At 49.1% G+C, this 22,690-nt stretch carries 20 protein-coding genes; 2 read left to right on the top strand and 18 right to left on the bottom strand.

Translation table 11 applies throughout. The features are described 5' to 3' along the window. Positions 1 to 157 precede the first annotated feature (157 nt). From lpxC to AC0KH7_RS02940, 12 genes are all read right to left on the bottom strand, one after another. Positions 158 to 1,078 carry a UDP-3-O-acyl-N-acetylglucosamine deacetylase gene (lpxC, locus tag AC0KH7_RS02995; RefSeq protein ID WP_472370568.1) on the bottom strand — a complete coding sequence of 307 codons (921 nt, stop codon included), beginning with the start codon at positions 1,076 to 1,078 and terminating at the stop codon, positions 158 to 160. Between the two features lie 71 nt (positions 1,079 to 1,149). Beyond that, entirely contained in the window at positions 1,150 to 2,403 is a 1,254-nt protein-coding gene (gene ftsA, locus AC0KH7_RS02990) for a cell division protein FtsA (RefSeq protein ID WP_472370566.1), read from the bottom strand. A gap of 57 nt (positions 2,404 to 2,460) precedes the next feature. After that, positions 2,461 to 3,159: a cell division protein FtsQ/DivIB gene (locus AC0KH7_RS02985; RefSeq protein ID WP_472370564.1), complete on the bottom strand. Its 699-nt coding sequence runs from the start codon at positions 3,157 to 3,159 to the stop codon at positions 2,461 to 2,463. Positions 3,160 to 3,186: 27 nt separating this feature from the next. Beyond that, the gene (locus AC0KH7_RS02980) at positions 3,187 to 4,125 is read right to left on the bottom strand and encodes a D-alanine--D-alanine ligase (protein ID WP_472370562.1); all 939 of its coding nucleotides are present in this window, start codon (positions 4,123 to 4,125) and stop codon (positions 3,187 to 3,189) included. Positions 4,126 to 4,148: 23 nt separating this feature from the next. Next, complete coding sequence (gene murC / locus AC0KH7_RS02975; protein WP_472370561.1) at positions 4,149 to 5,534, bottom strand: UDP-N-acetylmuramate--L-alanine ligase; 1,386 nt, start codon at positions 5,532 to 5,534, stop codon at positions 4,149 to 4,151. Positions 5,535 to 5,643: 109 nt separating this feature from the next. Next, positions 5,644 to 5,985 (bottom strand): hypothetical protein, encoded by a 342-nt coding sequence (locus tag AC0KH7_RS02970; protein WP_472370559.1) that lies wholly within the window; start codon positions 5,983 to 5,985, stop codon positions 5,644 to 5,646. 61 nt (positions 5,986 to 6,046) lie between these two features. Continuing rightward, positions 6,047 to 7,261 (bottom strand): cysteine desulfurase, encoded by a 1,215-nt coding sequence (locus AC0KH7_RS02965; protein ID WP_472370557.1) that lies wholly within the window; start codon positions 7,259 to 7,261, stop codon positions 6,047 to 6,049. Positions 7,262 to 7,362: 101 nt separating this feature from the next. Further along, positions 7,363 to 8,676: a Fe-S cluster assembly protein SufD gene (sufD, locus tag AC0KH7_RS02960; RefSeq protein WP_472370555.1), complete on the bottom strand. Its 1,314-nt coding sequence runs from the start codon at positions 8,674 to 8,676 to the stop codon at positions 7,363 to 7,365. 8 nt (positions 8,677 to 8,684) lie between these two features. Next, complete coding sequence (gene sufC, locus AC0KH7_RS02955) at positions 8,685 to 9,461, bottom strand: Fe-S cluster assembly ATPase SufC (protein WP_472370553.1); 777 nt, start codon at positions 9,459 to 9,461, stop codon at positions 8,685 to 8,687. An 82-nt stretch (positions 9,462 to 9,543) separates the two neighbouring features. After that, entirely contained in the window at positions 9,544 to 11,028 is a 1,485-nt protein-coding gene (gene sufB / locus AC0KH7_RS02950; RefSeq protein ID WP_472370551.1) for a Fe-S cluster assembly protein SufB, read from the bottom strand. Between the two features lie 163 nt (positions 11,029 to 11,191). Next, entirely contained in the window at positions 11,192 to 11,899 is a 708-nt protein-coding gene (locus tag AC0KH7_RS02945) for a hypothetical protein (RefSeq protein WP_472370549.1), read from the bottom strand. Positions 11,900 to 11,905: 6 nt separating this feature from the next. Beyond that, on the bottom strand, positions 11,906 to 12,865 hold the full coding sequence (locus tag AC0KH7_RS02940; RefSeq protein WP_472370547.1) for a zinc ABC transporter substrate-binding protein: 960 nt from the start codon (positions 12,863 to 12,865) through the stop codon (positions 11,906 to 11,908). A gap of 103 nt (positions 12,866 to 12,968) precedes the next feature. Between AC0KH7_RS02940 and AC0KH7_RS02935 the strand changes: the two genes are divergently transcribed. Continuing rightward, positions 12,969 to 13,748, top strand: a complete 780-nt coding sequence (locus AC0KH7_RS02935; RefSeq protein ID WP_472370545.1) for an ATP-binding cassette domain-containing protein — start codon at positions 12,969 to 12,971, stop codon at positions 13,746 to 13,748. Beyond that, entirely contained in the window at positions 13,741 to 14,547 is an 807-nt protein-coding gene (locus AC0KH7_RS02930) for an iron chelate uptake ABC transporter family permease subunit (protein ID WP_029939863.1), read from the top strand. The genes AC0KH7_RS02935 and AC0KH7_RS02930 overlap by 8 nt, the downstream gene beginning before the upstream one ends. A 10-nt stretch (positions 14,548 to 14,557) precedes the next feature. Here AC0KH7_RS02930 and AC0KH7_RS02925 read toward each other — a convergent pair whose 3' ends face one another. The 6 genes from AC0KH7_RS02925 to AC0KH7_RS02900 all read right to left on the bottom strand — a co-directional run bounded on the left by AC0KH7_RS02925 (position 14,558) and on the right by AC0KH7_RS02900 (position 22,672). Further along, entirely contained in the window at positions 14,558 to 17,023 is a 2,466-nt protein-coding gene (locus AC0KH7_RS02925; protein WP_472370542.1) for a methyl-accepting chemotaxis protein, read from the bottom strand. A gap of 166 nt (positions 17,024 to 17,189) precedes the next feature. After that, positions 17,190 to 17,708, bottom strand: coding sequence for a type 3 dihydrofolate reductase (gene folA, locus AC0KH7_RS02920; RefSeq protein ID WP_472370540.1), 519 nt, complete (start codon positions 17,706 to 17,708; stop codon positions 17,190 to 17,192). Beyond that, positions 17,705 to 18,538, bottom strand: a complete 834-nt coding sequence (locus tag AC0KH7_RS02915) for a thymidylate synthase (protein ID WP_029939860.1) — start codon at positions 18,536 to 18,538, stop codon at positions 17,705 to 17,707. The genes folA and AC0KH7_RS02915 overlap by 4 nt, the downstream gene beginning before the upstream one ends. A gap of 37 nt (positions 18,539 to 18,575) precedes the next feature. Next, positions 18,576 to 19,379 carry a prolipoprotein diacylglyceryl transferase gene (gene lgt, locus AC0KH7_RS02910; RefSeq protein ID WP_472370538.1) on the bottom strand — a complete coding sequence of 268 codons (804 nt, stop codon included), beginning with the start codon at positions 19,377 to 19,379 and terminating at the stop codon, positions 18,576 to 18,578. 204 nt (positions 19,380 to 19,583) lie between these two features. Beyond that, on the bottom strand, positions 19,584 to 21,608 hold the full coding sequence (locus tag AC0KH7_RS02905; protein ID WP_472370536.1) for a HAMP domain-containing methyl-accepting chemotaxis protein: 2,025 nt from the start codon (positions 21,606 to 21,608) through the stop codon (positions 19,584 to 19,586). A 251-nt stretch (positions 21,609 to 21,859) separates the two neighbouring features. Then, positions 21,860 to 22,672 carry an SDR family NAD(P)-dependent oxidoreductase gene (locus tag AC0KH7_RS02900; RefSeq protein ID WP_472370534.1) on the bottom strand — a complete coding sequence of 271 codons (813 nt, stop codon included), beginning with the start codon at positions 22,670 to 22,672 and terminating at the stop codon, positions 21,860 to 21,862. Between the last annotated feature and the right edge of the window lie 18 nt (positions 22,673 to 22,690).

The following is a 22,690-nucleotide window of genomic DNA, read 5'->3' as shown; positions in this document are numbered from 1 at the left end:
TGTCACATTTTACGCGTTAAGGCGGACTTGTAAAGCCTGACAACCCACTTCTAAATGGGGACAATTCTACCACAATTCAAGGGCGGAAAAATGAAGGGAACTTTTAAGAGTGCTCGACGCATTTCAGAGAACGGAAATGCGCCATCGGTATGGAAAATTACAACAGAATTTTGCTGCTGCCGTACTGAACCGGCGGCTCTTCGTTTTCGAAGGTCACGACTTCGTAAGCCTCCGGATCGGCAATCAAGGCGCGTAGCAACTGGTTGTTCAACGCATGGCCCGATTTATGCGCAGTGAATTCGCCGATAATCGCATGACCGGCCATAAACAAGTCACCGACCGCATCCAATATTTTATGGCGGACGAACTCATCCTTGTCACGCAGCCCCTCTTGATTGACGACGCCGTTTTCATCCAGACCGATGGCATTATGCAAACCGGCACCCAGCCCTAAGTTTTGAGCTCGTAATTTTTCCATGTCTTTCATAAAACCGAACGTACGAGCGCGGCTGACTTCTTTGAAATAAGCGGTGGACGAAAAGCTCAAGGTCATTTTTTCCGCCGTCTGGTCAAACGCAGGGTGATCGAATTCAATTGAAAAGTTCAAGCGATAACCGTCATACGGATCAAACTGGGCGATGCCACCCTTATCATTCGACACCTTAATCGGCTTTTTAATACGAATGAATTTTTTCGGGGCGTCCTGTAGCTCAACACCGGCCGACTGCAACAGAAAAATGAAATGCGAGGCGCTGCCATCCATAATCGGCACTTCATCGGCGGTGATATCGATGTACAGATTATCAATACCAACACCAGCCAAAGCAGACATTAAATGTTCGATGGTCGCGATTTTGATCGGTTTGTCTTGCTGCTCTTGAACGATGGTCGTACACAAAGTGGTTTCTTTAACCAAATCCGGAGACACCAAAAATTCAACCACTGGGTCCAAATCGACCCGACGGAAAACGATTCCGGTATTGACAGGAGCCGGGCGTAGCGTCATGACCGATTTATGGCCGGTATGCAGCCCAACACCTTTGGCTTTAATGGAATTGGCAAGCGTTCTTTGTTTCACGTGACTATCTTCAACTTTGCTTAAACAAACGACAAGCGTGAAATTTTAACACAATTGTCACATGACCCATTCTAAAAATTATTGCTAAACCAGTTTTTCATGCGGTTCAGAACCGACTCTCTGTCGAGGGTGGTTTTTTGCGGTTTATCGGAAACCACCGGTGACGGCTGATGCTCTTTGGCGTACATCAACAACCCCACAGTTGTGGCAAAAGACGGACTGCGCACTTCTTCTTTCAAACCGGACACTTCCAGCGGCATACCAAGGCGAACCGGCATGTGGAATACTTCTTCCGCCAATTCAACCGCCCCTTCAACCAGCGAACTTCCGCCGGTCAAGACAATACCCGCCGCAATTTTATTTTCAAAATCAGTGCGGCGTAATTCCGCTTGAATCAACTGAAATAATTCTTCGTAACGTGGCTCAATGACTTCAACCAGCGTATGGCGCGACAAACAGCGTGCGGGACGATCCCCCACGCTCGGCACTTCGATTTCTTCATCTTGTGAAATCAATTGCGGCAACGCACAAGCGTATTTTTTCTTGATGTCTTCGGCCGCTTGTTTCGGTGTGCGCAACGCCATGGCAATATCATTGGTGACTTGATCGCCGGCCACCGGAATCACGGCCGAATGACGGATAGCGCCATTTTGGAAAATCGCGATATCGGTGGTGCCGCCGCCGATATCGACCAGACACACGCCCAATTCTTTTTCATCTTCCGACAAAACGGCTTCCGAAGACGCCAGTTGTTCCAGAATCAGGTTATCCACTTTCAAAGAACAGCGTTCAACACACTTGGTGATGTTTTGCGCCGCACTGACCGAGCCGGTCACCATATGCACCTTGGCTTCCAAACGTACGCCGGACATCCCAATCGGTTCACGGATGCCGCCTTGATTATCGATCATAAATTCCTGCGGCAGAATGTGCAGCACTTCCTGGTCGCCGGGAATGGCAATGGTTTGCGCGGCGTCAATCACGCGCTGCACATCTTCTTCCTGCACTTCCTGGTTACTGATCGCCACCATACCGTTGGAGTTGAAACTGCCGATATGACTGCCGGCAATGCCCACCGAAACGGATTCCGCTTTAATGCCGGACATTCTTTCGGCTTCGTCGATGGCACGCTGAATCGACTCCACCGTCGAATCAATGTTCACAACCACCCCTTTTTTCAAACCTTTTGAGGGATGAGTTCCCATTCCGACGACTTCGATCCCGCCGTCCGGTTTCACTTTACCGATAATCGCGGCGATTTTCGACGTCCCGATATCGAGCCCGATCACAATATTGGAATGAGGAGTCTGCTGCTTTCTTGCCATTCGTTTTTTTCACCTTTCTATGGATAATGCCGAGACCGCATTTTTGCGAATTTTTCGTTACTCAGAGGCCGGACGACTTTGCGGCGTTTTTTGCTTTATTACAAAGCCATTACTATAGCGTAAATCGAATACGTGTGCGAATTTTCTTAAGTCCTGATGGGTCTTTGGATAAGCCCGAATAAAACGATCCAATTTGCCCTGCCAATCATGGTCATCCAGAAGCAAAGTGACGCCGGAAAGAAAGTGAATTCGCCAAACGCCGTCGGCTTGTGCCGTCATCGAATCAATCGTCCAATTCAACGTTGAAAAAGCGTCTTGAAACACCTGTAACTTTTGCAACAAAGCGCGCGATTGAATCGCTGAGCCGTCCAACACCACCATGCGTTGAAACGAGCCAATATCATAAGGATAAAAAATATCCCCTTCCTGATTCAATAACCCGTCCTCACTCCAGCGCGCTACGGGCTTTTGTTCGGTGATTTCCAAAATCAGCTTATTCGGCCAGCGACGTTTGACCTTAACCTTATAGACCCAATCCAAATGCAGGATATCCGCATGCAAACGTTCCAGATCAATACGCCAAAACGATTGCCCGACATATGGCGCCACCAGCGCTTCAACCTCCGCGGGTTTCAAACGTTCCAAATCGCCGTTGAGCTGGACCTCCGTAATCACTCGCGCAGGTGAAAACGCGACCCATGCGGCGATTAAAGCCAATAAAACCAATCCCAGCGCTAACGATAATTTTTTTTTCACGTGACGCCTTAGCCTCTATTCCTTAATTTACGCCAGGGTCATGGACAGAATCCGACGTACTAATTCCGGAAAGTCAATCCCCGCGGCTTTAGCTGCCATCGGAACCAAACTGTGATCAGTCATCCCCGGCACACTGTTCAGCTCAATCAGCCAGGCCTGGTCGTTTTCGTCCAACATCAAGTCGACTCGTCCCCAGTGCCGTGCGCCAAGGGCATGAAACGCCTCCATCACCAAGGCCTGGATTCGCGTTTCCTGCTCCGCTGGCAAACCGCAAGGGCAAATATATTGCGTGCTCGAGGATTGGTATTTGGCATCAAAATCGTAAAAATCGTGATCGGTTTTTAAATGAATCATCGGCAAGGCCGAATCGCCCAACACGCCACAAGTGTATTCTCGCCCGGTCACCCATTGTTCAATTAAAATTTCCGTATCGTAATCCTGCGCGAACGCAATGGCCTCTTCCAACGAATCCAAATCGTCGACTTTCCGCATACCAATACTGGAGCCTTCATGGCTCGGCTTTACAATAACCGGGAAACCTAATTTGAAAGCGTTTTTATCAAAGGGTTGAGACGGCGACACCACTTGAAAACCCGGGGTCGGCAAGCCAACACCTTGCCATAACCACTTGGTGCGAAGCTTATCCATCGCCAAAGCGGATGCCGTCATCTGACTGCCGGTATACGGAAACTCCAACGCATCCAGCAAAGCTTGAACGCCGCCGTCTTCGCCCCAGCGACCATGCAGGGCAATGAACGCCCGGTCATATTGACTTGTAACGGCCAGTACATCTTCAACACTTTTCACGTCACAGGCGGTGGCATCCACGCCAGCCTGCAGAAGCGCTTGAGTCACTTCGGTCCCGCTTTTCAACGAAATGTCACGTTCGGCGGCGGTTCCGCCCATCAAGACAGCGACTCGGCCCAGCGCACTATTTAAATCCGTTCTATTCCAAGGTTCTTGCATGATTTCTTCTCTTCACTCGCCGACTACGCGGACAGCTCTTTCCATTGACGCGCCACTTGTCCGATATCCCCGGCGCCCATTACCAATACCACATCGTTATCCAGCAGAACAGGTGTCATCAATTCATTCAGTTCTTCCGTCGATTCGACGTGCAGATTATCTTTATGACCGCGCAGGCGCATCGCCTGCAACAAAGCCTTGGAATCGAACGCAGCTAAAGGCGCTTCGCCGGCGGCATAGACATCCGTCAACACCACCAAATCGGCGTCCACCAAGGCTTGCACAAAATCATCAAACAAATCGCGTGTACGGCTGTAACGATGCGGTTGGAACACCAGCACCAAACGACGGTCCGGAAAAGCTTGGCGTGCGGTCGAAATCGTAGCGGTTAATTCGGTTGGATGATGCCCGTAATCATCAACCAAGGTAACGTTTTTACCACCAATCAAGCGATTCGGATAGACTTCAAATCGTCGCCCGACCCCGCCGAACTCGACCAGTGCCTGCTGAATTGCGTCCACTGAAACGTCCAACTCCAGGCCAATCGTGATGGCCGCGAGTGCATTCAATACATTATGACGCCCCGGCTGGTTCAACCGCACTTCAAACACAGGTTTATTTTCGGCATGCACATCAAACAACATCGCCAATCCGTCGTGCCGAACATTGGAAGCATAGACATCCGCCTGTTCCGAAAAACCATAGGTGCGGGTTTTCCGCGACAGCTTGGGCAACATATCCCGAATGTTCGAATCCTCATAGCACAAAATCGCCAAACCGTAGAACGGCAAACGATGGATGAATTCAACAAAGGTGTTTTCCAGGTTTTGATAATCGCCCTGATACGTGTCCATGTGGTCTTCGTCGATATTGGTGACCACCGACATCATCGGTGACAAATGCAGAAAAGACGCATCGGATTCGTCCGCTTCGGCCACCAGGTATTGGCTGCTCCCCAAACGGGCATTGGAATCCACCTGATTCAGCTTTCCACCGATCACAAAAGTCGGATCCAAGCCGCCCTGAGTCAAAATGGCCGCGGCGAGAGACGTGGTCGTGGTTTTACCGTGCGTACCGGCAATGGCAATCCCAAAACGCATACGCATCAGTTCCGCCAACATGGCGGCTCGTGGAATGACAGGAATCCGGGTTTCTTTGGCAAAACTGACTTCCGGATTATCTTGAGCAATGGCTGTGGAGACGACCACCACATCGCTGTTTTGAACGTGTTCGGCCGCATGGCCGATTTGCACTAAAGCACCGAGGGATTTAAGGCGGATAACCGTCGGATTTTCTTTCAAATCCGAACCGGAAACGGTGAACCCCAGGTTCAGACAGACTTCTGCAATACCGGCCATACCAACACCGCCGATACCGACAAAATGAATTTGTTTAACTTGATCTTTCATTAAAAAAACAACCCTTCTGAATCTGGCATATCATACCGCCTTCCAGGGCATTTTTTCACGAAATTCGGTAAAAAGTCCGTCGGAATCAACCGCCTTGTTCGGGCCGTTGTCAATGCAGCGATTCCGTTTCAACATTCGCCAGGCCTGGTTCTTTTACAGGTTCCGGCACCACCCAGTAATGCTGAGTTAAAATCGCCGCCAATTCGGAAGGTTTGCTTAAGGGTTGGGTGATTTCGAAGTGAGATAAAGTGGCACTGTTCAAATGACCGGCTTGACTCGCCTCCGCCACCAAGGACAGAACTTCATCGGCCCCATCGCCCAATAGGGTTTCGGTGCCCGGATTCCAAAACAGTGTCTTTTCACGATGATTGGAATCAGGCAATGGTACCAACTCCAAGCGAATCCAATGAAGTGGCTCCGAAGCTGTATTCAACTCGTCTGACGGGGTCATAAAACGTCTCACTCAAACCGCAAAGGCACTGAACGGCTTTTCAAAATTGAAAGGTTGAAACCTATACTAGCATAGTTCGAGCTTCTTCAACAGCCGAGACCAGACGGTCAATATCTTCATGCGTATTGTAAACACCAAAAGAGGCCCGAAGCGTGGCGGGCACATCAAAGTGTTGCATCACCGGCATGGCGCAATGGTGGCTGGCTCGAACCGCAATGCCATCCTGATCCATGAGGGTCGCCATATCGTGCGGGTGTGTTCCGGCCACAATAAACGAAATCACCCCGCCTTTATTCGGTGCCGTGCCAATGATTCGCAACCCTTCAACGGTTTGCAGCTGCTGTGTTGCATACATCAGCAATTCGTGTTCGTAATCCGCGATGGCACCCAACCCAATGGACTCAACAAAATCAATGGCGGCACCTAAGCCGATGGCTCCGGAAATATTCGGGGTGCCGGCTTCAAACTTATACGGCAACACATTGTATTCCGTCTTATCAAAGGTCACCGAGTAAATCATGTCGCCACCGGCTTGATACGGCGGCATAGCCTCCAGAAGCGCTTCTTTGCCATACAACACACCGATACCGGTTGGCCCATACAGCTTATGGCCGGAAAACGCATAAAAATCGCAATCCAGAGCTCGAACATCGACGCTCATGTGTGGTACCGCCTGAGCTCCGTCCAATAAGACTTTGGCGCCGACTTTTTTAGCGGCCTGAACCATCTCCGCCACTGGATTAATCGTCCCCAGCGCATTCGACATATGCACCACCGATACGAATTGGGTTTTCGGCGTCAGACAGGCTTCGAAATCGGACAGCCGAATTTCGCCCTCGTCCGTCATCGGCACCACCACCAGCTTAATCCCGATTTCATTTCGTAACAATTGCCAAGGCACGATATTCGAGTGGTGCTCCATTTCGGTAATCACCACTTCATCTCCGGCTTTCAGGTGACGGCGCCCCCAAGTTTGAGCGACCAGGTTAATCGCTTCGGTGGTGCCGCGCACAAAAATAATTTCCTTATCCGACGCGGCATTCAAAAAATGTCTCACTTTGCCGCGAGCGCCCTCGTAGGCTTCCGTCGCACGCTCACTTAAGCCATAAACACCACGATGCACATTGGCGTTTTCTTCACGGTAATAACGCGTGATCGTATCAATGACCGACACCGGCGTTTGCGAGGTGGCACCACTGTCCAGATAGACCAGTGGCTGCCCGTTTTCAAGTTGTTTCAGGATGGGAAAGGCGTCTTTAACGTCCGAAAAGTTCATATTCTGTTCTTATTATCAAGGGAGAGCTTTGCACGAGTGGGGCGCGAGGAAAAGCTCTCCAAGGGTTACAAAAGGGATCATGTGTCGATACCGGCTCAAAATCACTTCATGGCTTGATCTAACTTGTGCATCACCTGCGCCGCGAGCCACTGGTGCCATTTCAGATTGGTAACCGCCTCCAACGGCTCCAACAAGAACGCCTGGGTAATCAACCGTTTGGCATGATCCTTACGAATGCCACGCGCTTGAGCATAAAACAACTGGTTTTCATCCATTTGACCCGAGGCACACCCATGGGAGCATTTCACATCATCGGCATAAATTTCCAACTGAGGTTTGGTGTCCATTTTGGCGTCATTAGACAACAACAGGTTTTTATTATCCATTTGGCCGTCGGTTTTTTGAGCATCTTGCGCCACATGGATCATGCCATTGAAAACGCCACGCGCTTGACCGTCCAGAACAAATTTGTGTAACTGTCGGCTGTTGCAATGCGCCACTTGGTGAAGGGTTTCGGTACGGGAATCCACAACCTGTTTACCGGCACCAAAACCAATTGAGTTTTGTTCAGACTCGGCATAAGGCCCGGTTAAGGCGACCTGATTCTGATGTCGGGAAATCTCCGCCCCCAACCCTAGATAAATCGTCGATAAATCGGAGGCCTCCGATTGCTGGAAATATTGATGGCTGAAATAATAGCTGTTCAAGCTCAGGTCCTGCAATACCATCTGTTTTAAACGAGCCTGTTTGGCCAAGTGTAAATGCGCTAAGTCATTCACGAAAACCGATTCAACGCCATCCAGGCAAAGGTATTGCTGAATCAAGGTCATTTCAGCATTTTCACCCACATCCACCTGCATACGCAGATTGGTCAACTGTCCAGACTGAGTCTGAACCTGAACCACGTAAACGGGTACGTCCAATGCCGCCTGATCTTCCAGGCGTAATGTCAGCCCTTGATCTAAGACCAGCTCATTTATCAATTCAAAGGCGTCGGCGCCCGCATCGGGCGCAATGGTTTGAATCGCATCGGCATCCGCCATTTCAATCGATAGCGATTCGGGAATCAAGTCGAACCCGGCCGACAGCGCTTCCGAAAAAGCACCGTCCACAAACACCAGACGAATCGCGGTATCCGGCAACAAATTCGGTTGCAAGGTTTCTAAGCTGAGCTCGGCATTCTGCGCTTTGATTTCAAAGGCATGCTGCATCCAAGGCAACAACGAGGTATATTGCCAATCCTCATCTTTTCGAGTCGGGAAGCCTTTGGCCAACAAACGCTTTTCAGCGGCCTGACGCTTTTGAACAAGCGCTTCCGCTTGGGTGTTTTCGTTCAGTTTATGGGATTCGGCAATCAAATGCTCAAGCATTTGGCGCGCCGCAGGACTCATTTTAGGGGTAACCGCTACTGTCATGAGACACCTTACTCCGAACCGGAAGCGTCATGGGTTTGAATAATGTCATCGTAGCCTTTTTCTTCAAGTTCATGTACCAACTCGAAGCCACCGGACTTAACGATTTTACCGTCATAGAGCACATGGACATGGTCCGGCTTGATGTAATCCAGCAAACGCTGATAGTGCGTCACCACGATAAAGCTACGTTCACCATCTCGCAGGGAATTGACGCCGTTTGCCACCACTTTCATGGCATCGATATCCAGGCCGGAATCGGTTTCGTCCAAGATGCACAACTTCGGTTCCAACAGCGCCATTTGAAAAATATCATTACGTTTCTTTTCGCCACCGGAAAAGCCGACGTTCACTGAACGATCCAACAAATCTTTACGCATATTCAACAAGTCGATTTTCGCTTGGGCGTATTCGTCGAAATCAAACATATCCAATGGCGGCAAGCCTTTTTCTTCACGAATGGCGTTCACGGCCGTTTGCATAAAGAGCTTGTTACTGACACCGGGAATTTCCACCGGATATTGAAAAGCGAGGAACAAGCCTTTACGCGCACGTTCTTCCGGATCCATATCCAATAGGTCTTCACCGTCAAATACCGCTTGTCCGTCCGTGACCTCATAATCTTCTCGCCCGGCCAACACACTGGACAAGGTACTTTTACCAGCGCCGTTCGGCCCCATAATGGCATGCACTTCACCTGGTTTGACGTCCAGATTCAGTCCCTTCAGGATTTGCTTGCCGCTGTCATCAGCGACTTCCGCATGTAGGTTTTCAACTTTTAATAACATCTAATCTCTCTCACTCGATGAAAGTTCACCTTTCAAACGATCCAATTCAATTCACTGCAGTCTAAAACATTTATTATTTATTTTATCCGACCGAGCCTTCCAGGCTAATGGCCAGGAGTTCTTCCGCTTCCTGCGCGAACTCCAGCGGCAATTCGTTAAACACTTCTTTACAGTAACCATTCACTATCATGGAAATCGCATCTTGCTCACTAATTCCGCGTTGCTGACAATAAAACAGCTGATCTTCGCCAATTCGAGATGTGGTGGCTTCGTGTTCCATTTTCGCCGTCGGGTTCTCCACTTCGATATACGGAAAGGTGTGCGCGCCACACTTATCCCCAATCAACATGGAATCACACTGGGTGAAGTTCCGTGCGTTCTCTGCGGTGGGTAGAATCTTCACCAACCCACGATAAGTGTTATCAGACTTTCCGGCCGACAACCCTTTAGAAATAATGGTGCTACGCGTATTTTTGCCGATGTGAATCATCTTGGTACCGGTATCGGCCTGTTGACGACGATTGGTCAACGCCACCGAATAGAATTCGCCGATGGAATTATCCCCTTTCAGAACACAACTCGGGTATTTCCAGGTGATCGCCGACCCGGTTTCCGCTTGCGTCCAGGACAATTTGGAATTCCGGCCTTCGCAGACGCCGCGCTTGGTCACAAAATTCAAAATCCCGCCCTCGCAATCTTCATCGCCCGGGTACCAGTTTTGAACCGTGGAATATTTAACTTCCGCGTTTTCATGCACGATGACTTCCACCACCGCCGCATGCAACTGGTACGAATCGCGCACCGGCGCGGAACAGCCTTCCAGATAACTGACATAACTGTTCTTATCCGCAATCAGAATCGTTCGTTCAAACTGGCCGGTTTTCGCTTCGTTAATACGGAAATACGTCGACAACTCCATGGGCGCACGAACGCCTTCGGGAATATAGACAAAGGTACCGTCGGACGCCACCGCCGAGTTCAAGGCGGCGAAATAGTTATCGTGATACGGCACCACCGACCCCAAATATTGTTGCACCAGCTCAGGATAATCCTGAACCGCTTCCGAGAAAGAACAAAAGATGATGCCCAGCTTGGACAGCTCTTCACGTTTGGTGGTCGAGACCGACACCGAATCAAAAATCGCGTCCACCGCGATGTCGGTTTTATCGGCGGTTGCGTCACCGAACACCGGGACGCCCAATGCCGCAAACGCCTTCGCCACTTCCGGATCCATTTCCGGCTCGGCCGGTTCGTCCGTCATACACTGGTCACCGCAGGCGGAACACTCCGGCGCGGAATAATAGCTGTAATCCTGATAATCCAGCGGTTCGTATTCCGCCTTGGCCCAGTGCGGCTCTTTCAGAGTCTGCCAATGCGCAAACGCCTTTAAACGAAAGTCCAACATCCAATCCGGCTCGTTTTTTTTCGCCGAGATCGCCCGAATGACGGCTTCGTTCAAGCCCTTTTCAAAGGTTTCAACGGTTGTCTGCGTAAAAAAGCCTTCCTTGTAGCCTTGATTTTTGCTCAACAAATCGTTGATTTCTTGGTATTGAGTCGCTTCTGACATGGTTTATTATTCGTTTTCCAACTGAATCGATTAATTTCTGACTATTCTAGTCGGAAATTAGCTTTTTGTCCAGTGATTGTTTCGTTCTAAAATCGTTGAAAAGCGCGGATTATAAAGCATTTATACGATTTTTTCCTTAATGAAACTCGACCCATTTATCGGTTTATAACAACCGGCTGGCGTCGATAATTTCTTGCAGTAAATCACCCTGTAAGGCTTGACCTTTTATACAGACATAGCCCGGGCCATTCAATTTACCGGCGTAGGTATCCCACCGGTCGATTTGACCCTCGAGGGCAACCGGATTTTGGTACTCCGATGTCATAACCACCCCGTGCACCCGCCAAAGCCGTGCGCCCAGGTTCTGTTTAATCGCATCCAGCCCGAACAAGAGGTGTTCAAGATTTAAAACATCGGCCTCTGCATCAAATTCAAAACAAAAGCTTTCCAGAGACGGGGCAGAGTAGGCCACTGGCGGAACGATGGCAGGCGTATCGAAGCCACGCCAATCCCAGTCGTTCAATTCCGTGTGACTGAACCAGCGATAGCGCGGTAAGGAGGATGGAACGGCCGATTTTAACCAGGCCTGCCACTGGTACTGCACCGTCATATCGGCGGCTTCCATAAAACTGAACACCACGCCGGTGGCGCTCTGCAACATCGCTTTTAACCAGGCCTGCGCCTCATCATCGCTGACCAGATGGCGAGCATCGATTAAACACCAGGTTCGCTGTAACGATGAGGCAGACTCCAGCGCATGTTCCGCTGGCACCTCTTTGATTGAGGCTTCCGGAAAAGCCGATTGAAATGCGTTTTTAAAACGGGTTTTGCCACTCCCCGGCAACCCAATCAAACGAATGGTATCGCTCATCCAAAATCACTCCAAGCAAGCCCGATACTGATTCGCCAAACCTTGAATAAATTCCGGATAGGATTGATGGGATTCATTACGTCCCAACGGGTCCAGCTCGCCGATTTTGACATCCAGACCACGCGTAATGTAACGCAATTGTTTATCGGAAAACTGCGGTTCTTTAAACACACAGCGAATGCCGTCCTGTTGAATGCGTTGCCGCAACATCAACACGCGTTTCACGCTCGGCTTCACTTCCGCCGACACTTGGATGGCACCTTGATTATTCAAGTGATACCGTTTTTCAAAATATTGAAACGCATCATGCAACACCAGATAAGGTACCTTCTCCAATGGTTCCAACTGTGCCTCAATGGCTTGGTTTGCCTCTTCCAAAGCCATCAGATTCGCTTGCTGTTGGGCGCGCACCTGTTCAACATTTTGTGGTTTCAACGTGGCAATGGCGTCACCGATGGCTTCAATCATTAAACCGGCATTATGCACCGACAACCAGGTGTGACCGTCCATTTTAAGCGTTGCCATCGCATCTTCATTGGCATCGCCTTCACCTTGGTGATGTTCGTGATCATGTGAGTGGGATGCAGAGTGAGGCTCTCCCGTCATCGTCCGTTTGCGCAAAACCACCAGGCCTGGTTGTTTTTGCATCACCACTAATAACGGTCCTTTTGGATTTTTTTCGGATTTTTTGTCAGACAGTATTTGTCGAATCGGTTTTTCGGCCCAGCGGTCCACCCCGGAACCCACCGTTAAAATCAAATCCGCTTCATTCAAAGCGGTTAAATGCGACGGCCGAAATTGAAAACCATGCGGTGACGCCCCGGGGGACAATAAAACAGTCAGGGTATCTTCTTCCGTTAAATAGGGTTTCACCATCGCCGCCAAAGGCGGAATGGTCACCGTTACCTGCAGTGCGTGAGCCTGCCAGCTCACCAATCCGGTCAAAATAAACATCAGTGTTTTCACTGAAACTCCTTATAATTCTCTTACCGATAACACTCGGCGACCTTGCCGAATCGTTTCAAAAAGTCCGCCCTATTTTTCTGTTCATGAATTAGAATAAAGCACCATGAATAACGAACCACTGATTACCGCTCGGCATATTTGTCATGCCTACGGCACCAAAAACGTCCTGAACGATATTTCTTTGGAGCTGCACGCCAACGAAATCATCACGTTGATAGGCCCAAACGGCGCGGGAAAGTCGACTTTGCTCAAAATTCTATTGAACCTTATTCAACCGACTTCCGGGCACGTTGAACGCAAACCGGGATTACGTGTCGGCTTCATGCCGCAAAAAATTCAAGTGGATGCTTCCCTGCCTTTGACGGTTTTGCGTTTTTTGCAACTGGGACGGCCCAAAAAAACGAATGATACCACAGAGCTTCACGAAATCATCAACGACTTAAAGCTGGAGCGCTTACTGTCCCAACCGATTCAACAGGTCTCTGGCGGGGAAATGCAACGCATTTTGTTAGCGCGTTCGCTGTTACGGTCACCGGAACTGCTGGTATTGGACGAACCGGTACAAGGCGTCGATCTACAAGGACAAACTGAGCTGTACCAATACATTGAAGACATCCGACAAAAGTACGGCTGCGGCATCCTGATGGTCAGCCACGATTTGCATATCGTGATGCGCAACACCAACCGTGTGATCTGTCTCAATCAACACGTTTGTTGCTCAGGGCACCCACAAACCGTTTCAGAAAACCCGGCTTTCCAGGCATTGTTTGGCGAAGGGTTTGAAGAGGTGGCCGTGTACGAACATCACCACGACCCAAGCCAATGTCAACATACACACGGCCATACCCCTACATCCGACAACAGAGACGCAAACCATGATTGACTTGCTTCTCAACCCGCCACTGTTCCTTGTTCTCGCCTTAGCAGGTGGCTTGCTGATTGCCTTAATCGCGGCACCCCTCGGCGTGTTCATGGTTTGGCAAAAGCAATCTTATTTCGGTGCCGCTCTGGCGCACTCGGCTTTACTCGGCGTCAGTTTCGGATTATTACTGGAAATAAACCTGACCTTTGCCGTCATTCTCATTTCCTTGCTCGTGGCCATCAGCATACAGGTCATCAAAGAGAAAACCACTTTATCCTCTGATACCTTATTGGGCATTCTGGCCCACAGCTCATTAGCCATTGGCTTAATATTATTAAGCTTTCAGACCGATATCCAAATCGATATTCTGACTTATTTGTTTGGAGATATTTTGAGTATCGAACGACTGGATGTCATATTCATCGTCCTGTTAGGCGGGTTGGTGGCTTTGTTTTTCAAACGTCATTGGCAAGACCTATTAAACGTCACCTTGAATCCAGAGCTGGCCCAAATCGAAGGCGTTCCCACCCGGAAGGTACAACTGTATTATGTATTATTGTTGGCATTGATCATTGCCGTCGCCATGAAGATTGTCGGCGTGCTATTGATTACATCTTTGCTGATTGTGCCGGCGGCAGCGGCCAGAAAGTTCGCGCAATCCCCCGAACAAATGCTTGGCATCAGCATTTTAATCGGCTTTCTGTCGGTTTTGCTGGGACTACTGGCGTCTCTGCTCATCGACTTACCCACAGGCCCCAGCATTGTCGCGGTGGCGACGGTCATTTTTCTAATCAGCTTATTGCGTAAAGAAGCGGCTTAAACCGACGGGATCAAGCGACCTCGTCCATTAACTGATGTAAGATAGCCACCACTTTTTCGGATTTCTCATCCACTTGAGCCAAGCCCGCTTCGACCATTTCGGTATCGCCGATTTCCTTGGCATCCATGACCTTTTTAATGCCTTGATGCATCTCTTCGTGCTCTTTGCCAAGTTCTTGCATCAACGGCAGTTCAGCATAAGCCTGGCCTTCGCCGTAATACCATTTCCCCAGAACACAAGCCGTATGGTCGGTCGCCGTCTCATAAGTGACGCCGATATCCATACCATCGACAAACCCACGAATTTTGGACTTCCAGGCCAAATGGGCCTGAACCATCTTGTCAAACTCTTGTGCCGTGGCCGATTGTTGCAGCCTGTGCACGCGTTCCAATACCGTATTATCCACTTTGAATTCGCTGACCAGCCCAAGCAAATCGGACGATTGCTGCAACAAATCCTGACTGCCTGCTGCGGCTTCTTCAACCAACCCTGCGTTTTGCTGAGTGGTGGTATCCATTTCGCTGATCGCCTGGCTAACGTTATCAATGCCCTCCGCTTGTTCATTACTCGCTTTGGCAATGGCCGAAATCATGGCGGAAATATCACCCATCGACGAATTAATCTGTGTCAAAGCCTCACTGGTTTGACGGACATAATCGCCGCTTTGCTCACTGATATTAACCGAATTTTCAATCAGCTTTTTAATTTCCGAAGCGGCATCAGCCGACTTACCGGCCAGATTACGCACCTCTCCGGCCACCACCGCAAAACCACGTCCATGCTCACCGGCTCTGGCGGCTTCCACGGCTGCGTTCAGCGCCAACAGATTCGTCTGGAATGCTATACCGTCAATTAAGGTGATGATGTCATTGATTTTCTGACTGGCCTCACTCATCTCATCCATTGACTGCAATGCTTTTTGCATAATGCCCACACCGTCTTCCAGCTTTTGCTGAGCTTCTTGCGTCATCTGATTGGCATTATTAGCACTGTCGGCATTGTTGCGAACCGTATTGGTCATTTGCATCATTTGCGTCGAGGTGCGCTCCAGAGAAACGGTCTGCTGCTGAATGCGTGTGGAAATGGACTCACTGCCGTCCGCGATACTGCGTGATTCGTCCGCGACCAAGCGCGTCACTTCACCAACCTTACCAATCATTTCAGACATATTCCGCGTTGAGCTGTTCAAACTGTCTTTCAGAATCGCCATTTTTCCTTGGTAATGACCGGACACCAGGTTCGTCAAATCGCCTTCACTGATTCGCGTCTGAACCACGGCCACTTCTTCCACAAAGGCTTCCAGCCCTTCCACGGTAGTGTTAATCGCATCTTTCAGGACGATAAATTCACCGCGCGCATCGGTTTCAACCCGTTTTGAGAAATCACCATGTGACAAAGCGCCCAGAGTCACGGAAATATCGTTCACCGTCTCCGCCATTTGATTCATGGAAATCTCCAAATCTCCCATGACGCTAGCGTAATCGCCACTCAGTTCAACATCGCTTGATCTGACCGGCTTTAAAACGCCGTTTCGTAAATTGGTAGCCGTGTCCCGTAGCATTTGAACCATATTATGAATCTGCACCACCGATTCGTTGACCCCCTGCTTCAGGGTCATAAAATCACCTTGATATTGATGCTCAATCTTACGATGGAAAGAACCGTTGGAAACTTCATGCATCACACTATTCACATCATTAATCGCATCGTGAATGGTTTCCAGCAGATCGTTAATCGAGTGGGCCGTTTCCCCAAGCTCGTCTTTTGAATAAACTTCGACACGGTGATTCAGTTCGCCGGTTTCGATGATTTTCGCCATGGTTTCACGCATGGCGTTGATTGGATTCATAAAACTGCGGGCAACAAGGGTGCCGGCAATCGAGAAAATCACCACACTGGCAATCAACACCGACCAAAGCAACGTGGTTCCGAAGGACTCCTGCTCGGCCAAACCCTTGACGGAAGCCTTATTTTTATTCTCTTCATAAATTTTGAACTCGGAAACGATATCGGAAAAAGCTTGATACTTAGAGCCGAACTCGCCGACCAGAATTTCCACCGCATCTTCAATAAAGCCTTCGTCCACCATTACCATAAAACTGCCAAACGCTGTATTAGCGGATACGACGTTTTGACGAATCGCATCAAAATAGGCTTGTTCTTTCGGATCGAGGTTGGCTTTTTCCAGGGCATCGAACACCTCAGCGATTTCATTGGCGGTTTCCGTTAAACGAGCACGCGAGGTTGTAATCAATTCTTCGTTTTCCGACACCACCAAATCACGTGATAAAATCGCCCGTTCATCTGCCAGATTCTTCAGGCGATTCAACAATGCTACCTTCACTTCATTGACATTAACAATTTCATTGATGGTTTTAGAGGTTTGACCAAAGACATACTGCGCCACTAGATTTGAGGCCAGCAGGAAAAGAACGGCACCGAAGATGCCAATGAACATTCTAGTTTTTATTCCCATTTCTTATTCGATCCACTCTGAGTATTTTCCCTGCCAGCGCAACTGTTACAGGAAAGTAAAGTTTCTTTTTTTAATGGGTCATTCTATAGAAAATAACCGTTTACAGGATTGATTTTCCTTATAGGCAACAGAGGAACCATTTATAGAACCATCCGCTTATTTCGCGCTATGTCATCCGCTCCAAAATCACAAATTCAAATGCAAAGGCATGACGGTCATCTTGAGGGTGCTTTTCCCGGCTAACCACTTGCCATTCTGACTCCGACCACTTCGGAAAATGGGTATCACCGGCCACATCCGCATCCACGAGGGTGACATAAAGCTTATTGGCATAAGGCAACATTTGCCGATATAACTCCCCGCCCCCCATAATGATGACTTCATCTGCATCTGAGCAACTCTTTACTGCGGCCTCTAAGGAGCCGAAGACCTCAGCACCCGGCGCCACATAATTCTCGCGACGGGAAATTACCAGATTGCGTCGCTTTGGCAAAGCTTTGGAACCAATGGATTCAAAGGTCTTCCGCCCCATAATCACCGGTTTATTCAGCGTATTGGCCTTGAAAAACTTCAAATCGTCCGGCAAGTGCCACGGCATTTCATTGTCGGCCCCGATGACCAGATTCCGGTCCATCGCGGCAATCAAGGAAATATTCAATCCTTTTAAGTCATCAGCAAACATCATACCGACACCTCGGCCTTGATGTGCGGATGCGATTCGTACCCTACGACTTCAAAATCATCGAATTCATAATCGAAAATCGATTCGGGGCGGCGCTTAATGACCAGCTTCGGCAAAGCGTAAGGCGTGCGTGACATTTGCAAGGCCGCCTGTTCCAAAGTGTTGTTATACAAATGCACATCCCCGCCAGTCCAAACAAAGTCACCCACCTCCAAGTCGGTCTGCTGCGCGATCATATGCGTCAACAAAGCGTAACTGGCAATATTGAACGGCACGCCCAAAAAGGTATCCGCACTGCGCTGATATAACTGGCACGACAACTTGCCATCCGCGACGTAAAACTGGAAAAACGCATGACAGGTGGCCAAGGCCATTCGCCCTTGCTGGACATTTTCCTGCGGACTCATGGATTCATCCGGTAAATCCGCCGGATTCCAAGCCGATACCAACATGCGGCGGCTGTTCGGATTATTTTTCAACGTCTCGACAACCTCTGCAATCTGGTTAATGGTCTCGCCGTTCGGCTTCTCCCAAGCCACCCATTGCTTGCCGTAAATCGGGCCTAAATCGCCGTTTTCGGTGGCCCACTCATCCCAAATACGCACACCATGTTCTTTCAGGTAAGTATTATTGGTGTCGCCTTTCAGAAACCACAACAATTCATAAATAATGGACTTCAAGTGCAGTTTTTTGGTCGTCACCATCGGAAAACCATCCTGCAAATTAAATCGCATCTGATAGCCGAACACAGAGCGCGTTCCGGTGCCGGTCCGATCGCCTTTTTGCACACCGTTTTCGGTGATGTGTTTCAACAATTCCAGATACTGTTTCATGCTTACCTCATTTACTTAATTGATTTTCACGCGGGAATTACGGTTTTGCCACGGTACCATGACGATAAGCCCAAAAGGCCAAGCCAAATCCGAATAGAATCATTGGCAACGATAAAATCTGTCCCATCGTCACCCAACCCCACAACAGGTATCCGAGTTGCGGGTCCGGCATTCTGAAAAACTCAACATAAAAACGGAAAAGCCCGTAGAAACCGACAAACAAACCGGACACCGCACCCAAGGGGCGCGGTTTACGCGTGTAAGCCCATAAAATAACAAACAATACCAGCCCTTCTAAAAAAGCTTCCAGTAATTGCGTCGGGTATTTGGTGACCATTTGCTGTACGGCCGGATCGTAGACTTTCATCCCCAAGCTGGAATCGGTGGTTCGGCCCCAGAGTTCGCCGTTGATGAAATTACCGATACGTCCGAAAAACAAACCGACCGGAACCATCGGCACCACAAAATCGGATACCACAAAGATCGATACTTTCATTTTATAGCGTGCAAATATCCAGGAAGCGAGAATCACTCCCAGCATACCGCCGTGAAACGACATCCCACCTTTCCAGACCTGAAAAATGTCTAAGGGAGCTTGCAGATAATGCGCCAGATCATAAAACAGAATATAACCGAGACGTCCACCCAGAATCACGCCCAAGGCACCGTAAAACAGGAAATCACTCACCAGATCCTTGTTCCAGTTCGGCGAGGTTCGCGCTTGAATGGAACCGTAAATCCAGAAAAAGGCAAAGCCGAACAGATACATCAGCCCGTACCAATGAATGTGCAAAGGCCCTAGACTTAGGGCAACGGGATCAATTTCAGGATAAGTCCACATAGGTTCTTTTGGAGCCTCTTAGGAATGGGAATTTAAAAGGGAGTTAAAAACGGACTCAATCATACCGTTATCCAGCCAAAAAAACTAGGTTTTCCCCGCGGGAATATTGAACCCACAAAACCCACCAGGCCTGGCCATTCTTCATCACAAACACCCATAAAAAAAGCGGCTCAGAGCCGCTTTTTAAGGTTCCATCCAAAGATATTAAATCTTAAACTGGTGTACCAATTGGTCCAATTTATCCGCCAATTGTTGCAGACGGTTACTGGACGACTCGGTATTGACGGTGCCTTCCACCGTCCGTTCGGTCACGCTGTGAATCTGGTTGATGTGCTCATTGACTTCTTTGGCCAACCCAGTCTGAGATTGCGCCGAGGTCAACATTTCCGAACTCATCTTATTGATGTCGTCCATCAAGATCACCACTGGACTCAAGACACGCTCCACCTTCATTACGGATTCATACCCCGAATGAGTGGTGTCACGCCCCAGTTCAACCACTTTCACCGTCTCATGCGTGGCCTTACGAATTTTTTCAATCACACGTTCAATCTGAACCGTGGATTCCTGGGTGCGCTGCGCCAGACCACGGACTTCGTCGGCCACCACGGCAAAGCCTCGACCGTGCTCACCGGCACGCGCGGCTTCAATAGCCGCGTTCAACGCCAACAAATTAGTCTGTTCGGCAATTTCACGAATCACATTAATGACCGTACTGATGGTTTGGCTATCGTCACTCAACTGCATGACCGCCTGAGTGATTTTTTCCATGCCTTCGGATACATTGCGAATGTCTTCCGCAGCCCCTTTAACGACTTCACCGCCTTCTTTGACTCGAGCCGCCGCCTGATCGGTCGCACGGGACGTATTATGAGAATGGTCCTCCACACTTTTCGCTTTCTCAGACATACTCACCATCGAATGCGTTAATTGATGTGACGCCGCCAACTGCTGTTCTGCACCTTCTTTGGCTTCATGCGATACTTCCAGTAAACCACGAGACGAAATTTCCAACTCTCGAACCGTTTCCGTCACCTCTCGCAAAGTATCCTGAATTCGGCCGATAAACTCATTAAAGTGACGGCCGAGGTCCGCCAGCTCATCTTTACCGTCCACATGCAGACGCCGTGTCAAATCCCCTTCGCCGTAGGCAATGTCTTTCATCGCATTGGCGGAACGAATCACTGGGCGCACCACAGAATTGGTGACTTTACGTGAGATTAGCATCCCCACCAACTGACCGATAACCGACAAACTCAACAACAGGATAAGGTTGCGCAGGGTGCTGTCCAATACATCTTGGCTGGTTTCCTGCATATGACCGACAGAACTGGTGGAAATGGTTTCCAAATCATGCTCCAAGGCTAGGAAAACCGGCTGGATCTGATTTTTCATCACCCAAGTATCCATACGCCATTTCGGCCCCTGATGAATTTGTTTCAAACGCATGAAGTTTTCACGATACGCTTCGTAGGCCGCTTTTGCCTTTTCAACCCCGTCCTCTTCTTCAAGCGTCAGTTCATAATCTCGCTGCGTCGCCATAAATTCCAAGGCACGTTCGAACGAGTTCAAATAATTTTCGGTATCCGCGGCCATGCCTTCATTGCGGAAAGCCACATAACCGCGTAGGCTGCTCAATACATTCAACCAATCTTTTTGCATCCCCAATAACGCTTTCAGCAAAGGTCGACGCTCCGCGAACAAATCCGACAACTCCGAATTTAACATCAAATTGATTTGCTGCTGAATCGTGACCGCATAAGGCATCATTTCACGGTTCACAAAGGCGAACGCCGGGAACTTTTGGCTGCGGTCGGATTGAAGCACCTGAACTTGCTCAATAAATTCCGGTAACTTTTTTAAATCCGTTGAAATACGTTTCAGTACCGCCATGTCTTCCGCGGAGGTCTCACCACTCATCTTTTCGGTTAATTGAATCAACATTTTTTCCGAAGATTCAATGCCACGCGCATAAGACTGAAGGTTTTCCGAATCCCCCGTCAGCATATACATGCTCAACGCATTCATGCTTTTTTCCAACACATTGGTCATGGCATTGGCTTGCAGCGCAATCGGCTGACGCACTTCCACCACTTCTTCCACGTTCTGACGCACAATAAACAAATTCACGGCCGCTTGAATGGTGATAATGGCCAGTACAGCCCAAATCACTCCGAAACCAAACCGCATTTTTTGTTTAATGGTGAGTTTTTGCAAGAACTTTTCCATATCCATTCCACTTTGAAACCATTGATTCGATAGTGGCAACAAGCAAAGCCAATGCCATTTTATATTTCAATGTTGATAAATTTTCGCCATTAAAATACAAAAACACTTTAAAAACAACACTTTTTAATCTTTTAAAAACAAAAAAATCCACTTTCGTGGCTTGTTAAAAATACCGTTTTTTTCGTATTGTCGTCAAAAAACTGTCATCACATCCATAGAACCCGGTAAAAAATACCGCTTATGTTTCGAGGCTAATCTCTATACGGATAATGCCCTCGGGCAATCAAGCCGCCATCCAGTGTCAAAACCGACCCGGTCATCCATTCGGTGGCATCAGACAATAAATAAGCGGTGGCCATCCCCATATCTTCCACCGTGCCATAACGCCCAGCGGGCATGGCGCCGACCCATTTACGTTCTATTTCAGAACGGTACAACACATCAAACGTCCGTTCCACAGGGACGACGCCAGGAGCCAAGCCGTTGACCCTTACCCCAAATTGCCCCCATTCCACAGCCTGTACCTTGGTCATCGCATCCATCCCGGCTTTGGAAGCGGCATAAGCGGCAAACCATTCACACGTCGCCTGACCATGAATACTGCTGTTATTGACAATCACCCCTTTATGCCCGGCTTGCTTGCAGGCATCGGCAAAAGCCGTACTCAATAAATACGGCGCCTGTAAATTCACTGCTAGGGTCCGGTTAAATTGGTCGCCCTTCTTGTCTTTTAAACTTAAGGACTTGGTCACCACACCGGCATTATTGACTAGGCCGTCCAAACCATCAAAAACCGACCAGGCCTGGTCAAAAAAAGGCTGAACCGATGACAGCTCTGCAAAATCGCAACGCAAGGTTTCGGCTTCCGCATCCATCGCCTGTACGGCTTCGAGCGTCTGTTCGATACCGGTTTCGTTACGATTGTAGTGCAACACTAACCGGCACCCGGCTTGCGCCAATACTTTGGCCATTCCAGCCCCGATACCGCTCGAGGCACCGGTAATCAAAATACGTTTACGCTTTAAATCCGGAAATTGCGGTGTCGATGTCACGTTATTCGCCATGCTTGTTCCTTTTTTATC

This window comes from Hydrogenovibrio sp., assembly GCF_965140365.1.
Taxonomy (GTDB): Bacteria; Pseudomonadota; Gammaproteobacteria; order Thiomicrospirales; family Thiomicrospiraceae; genus Hydrogenovibrio.
This window is presented reverse-complemented; position numbering and strand designations above follow the sequence as displayed.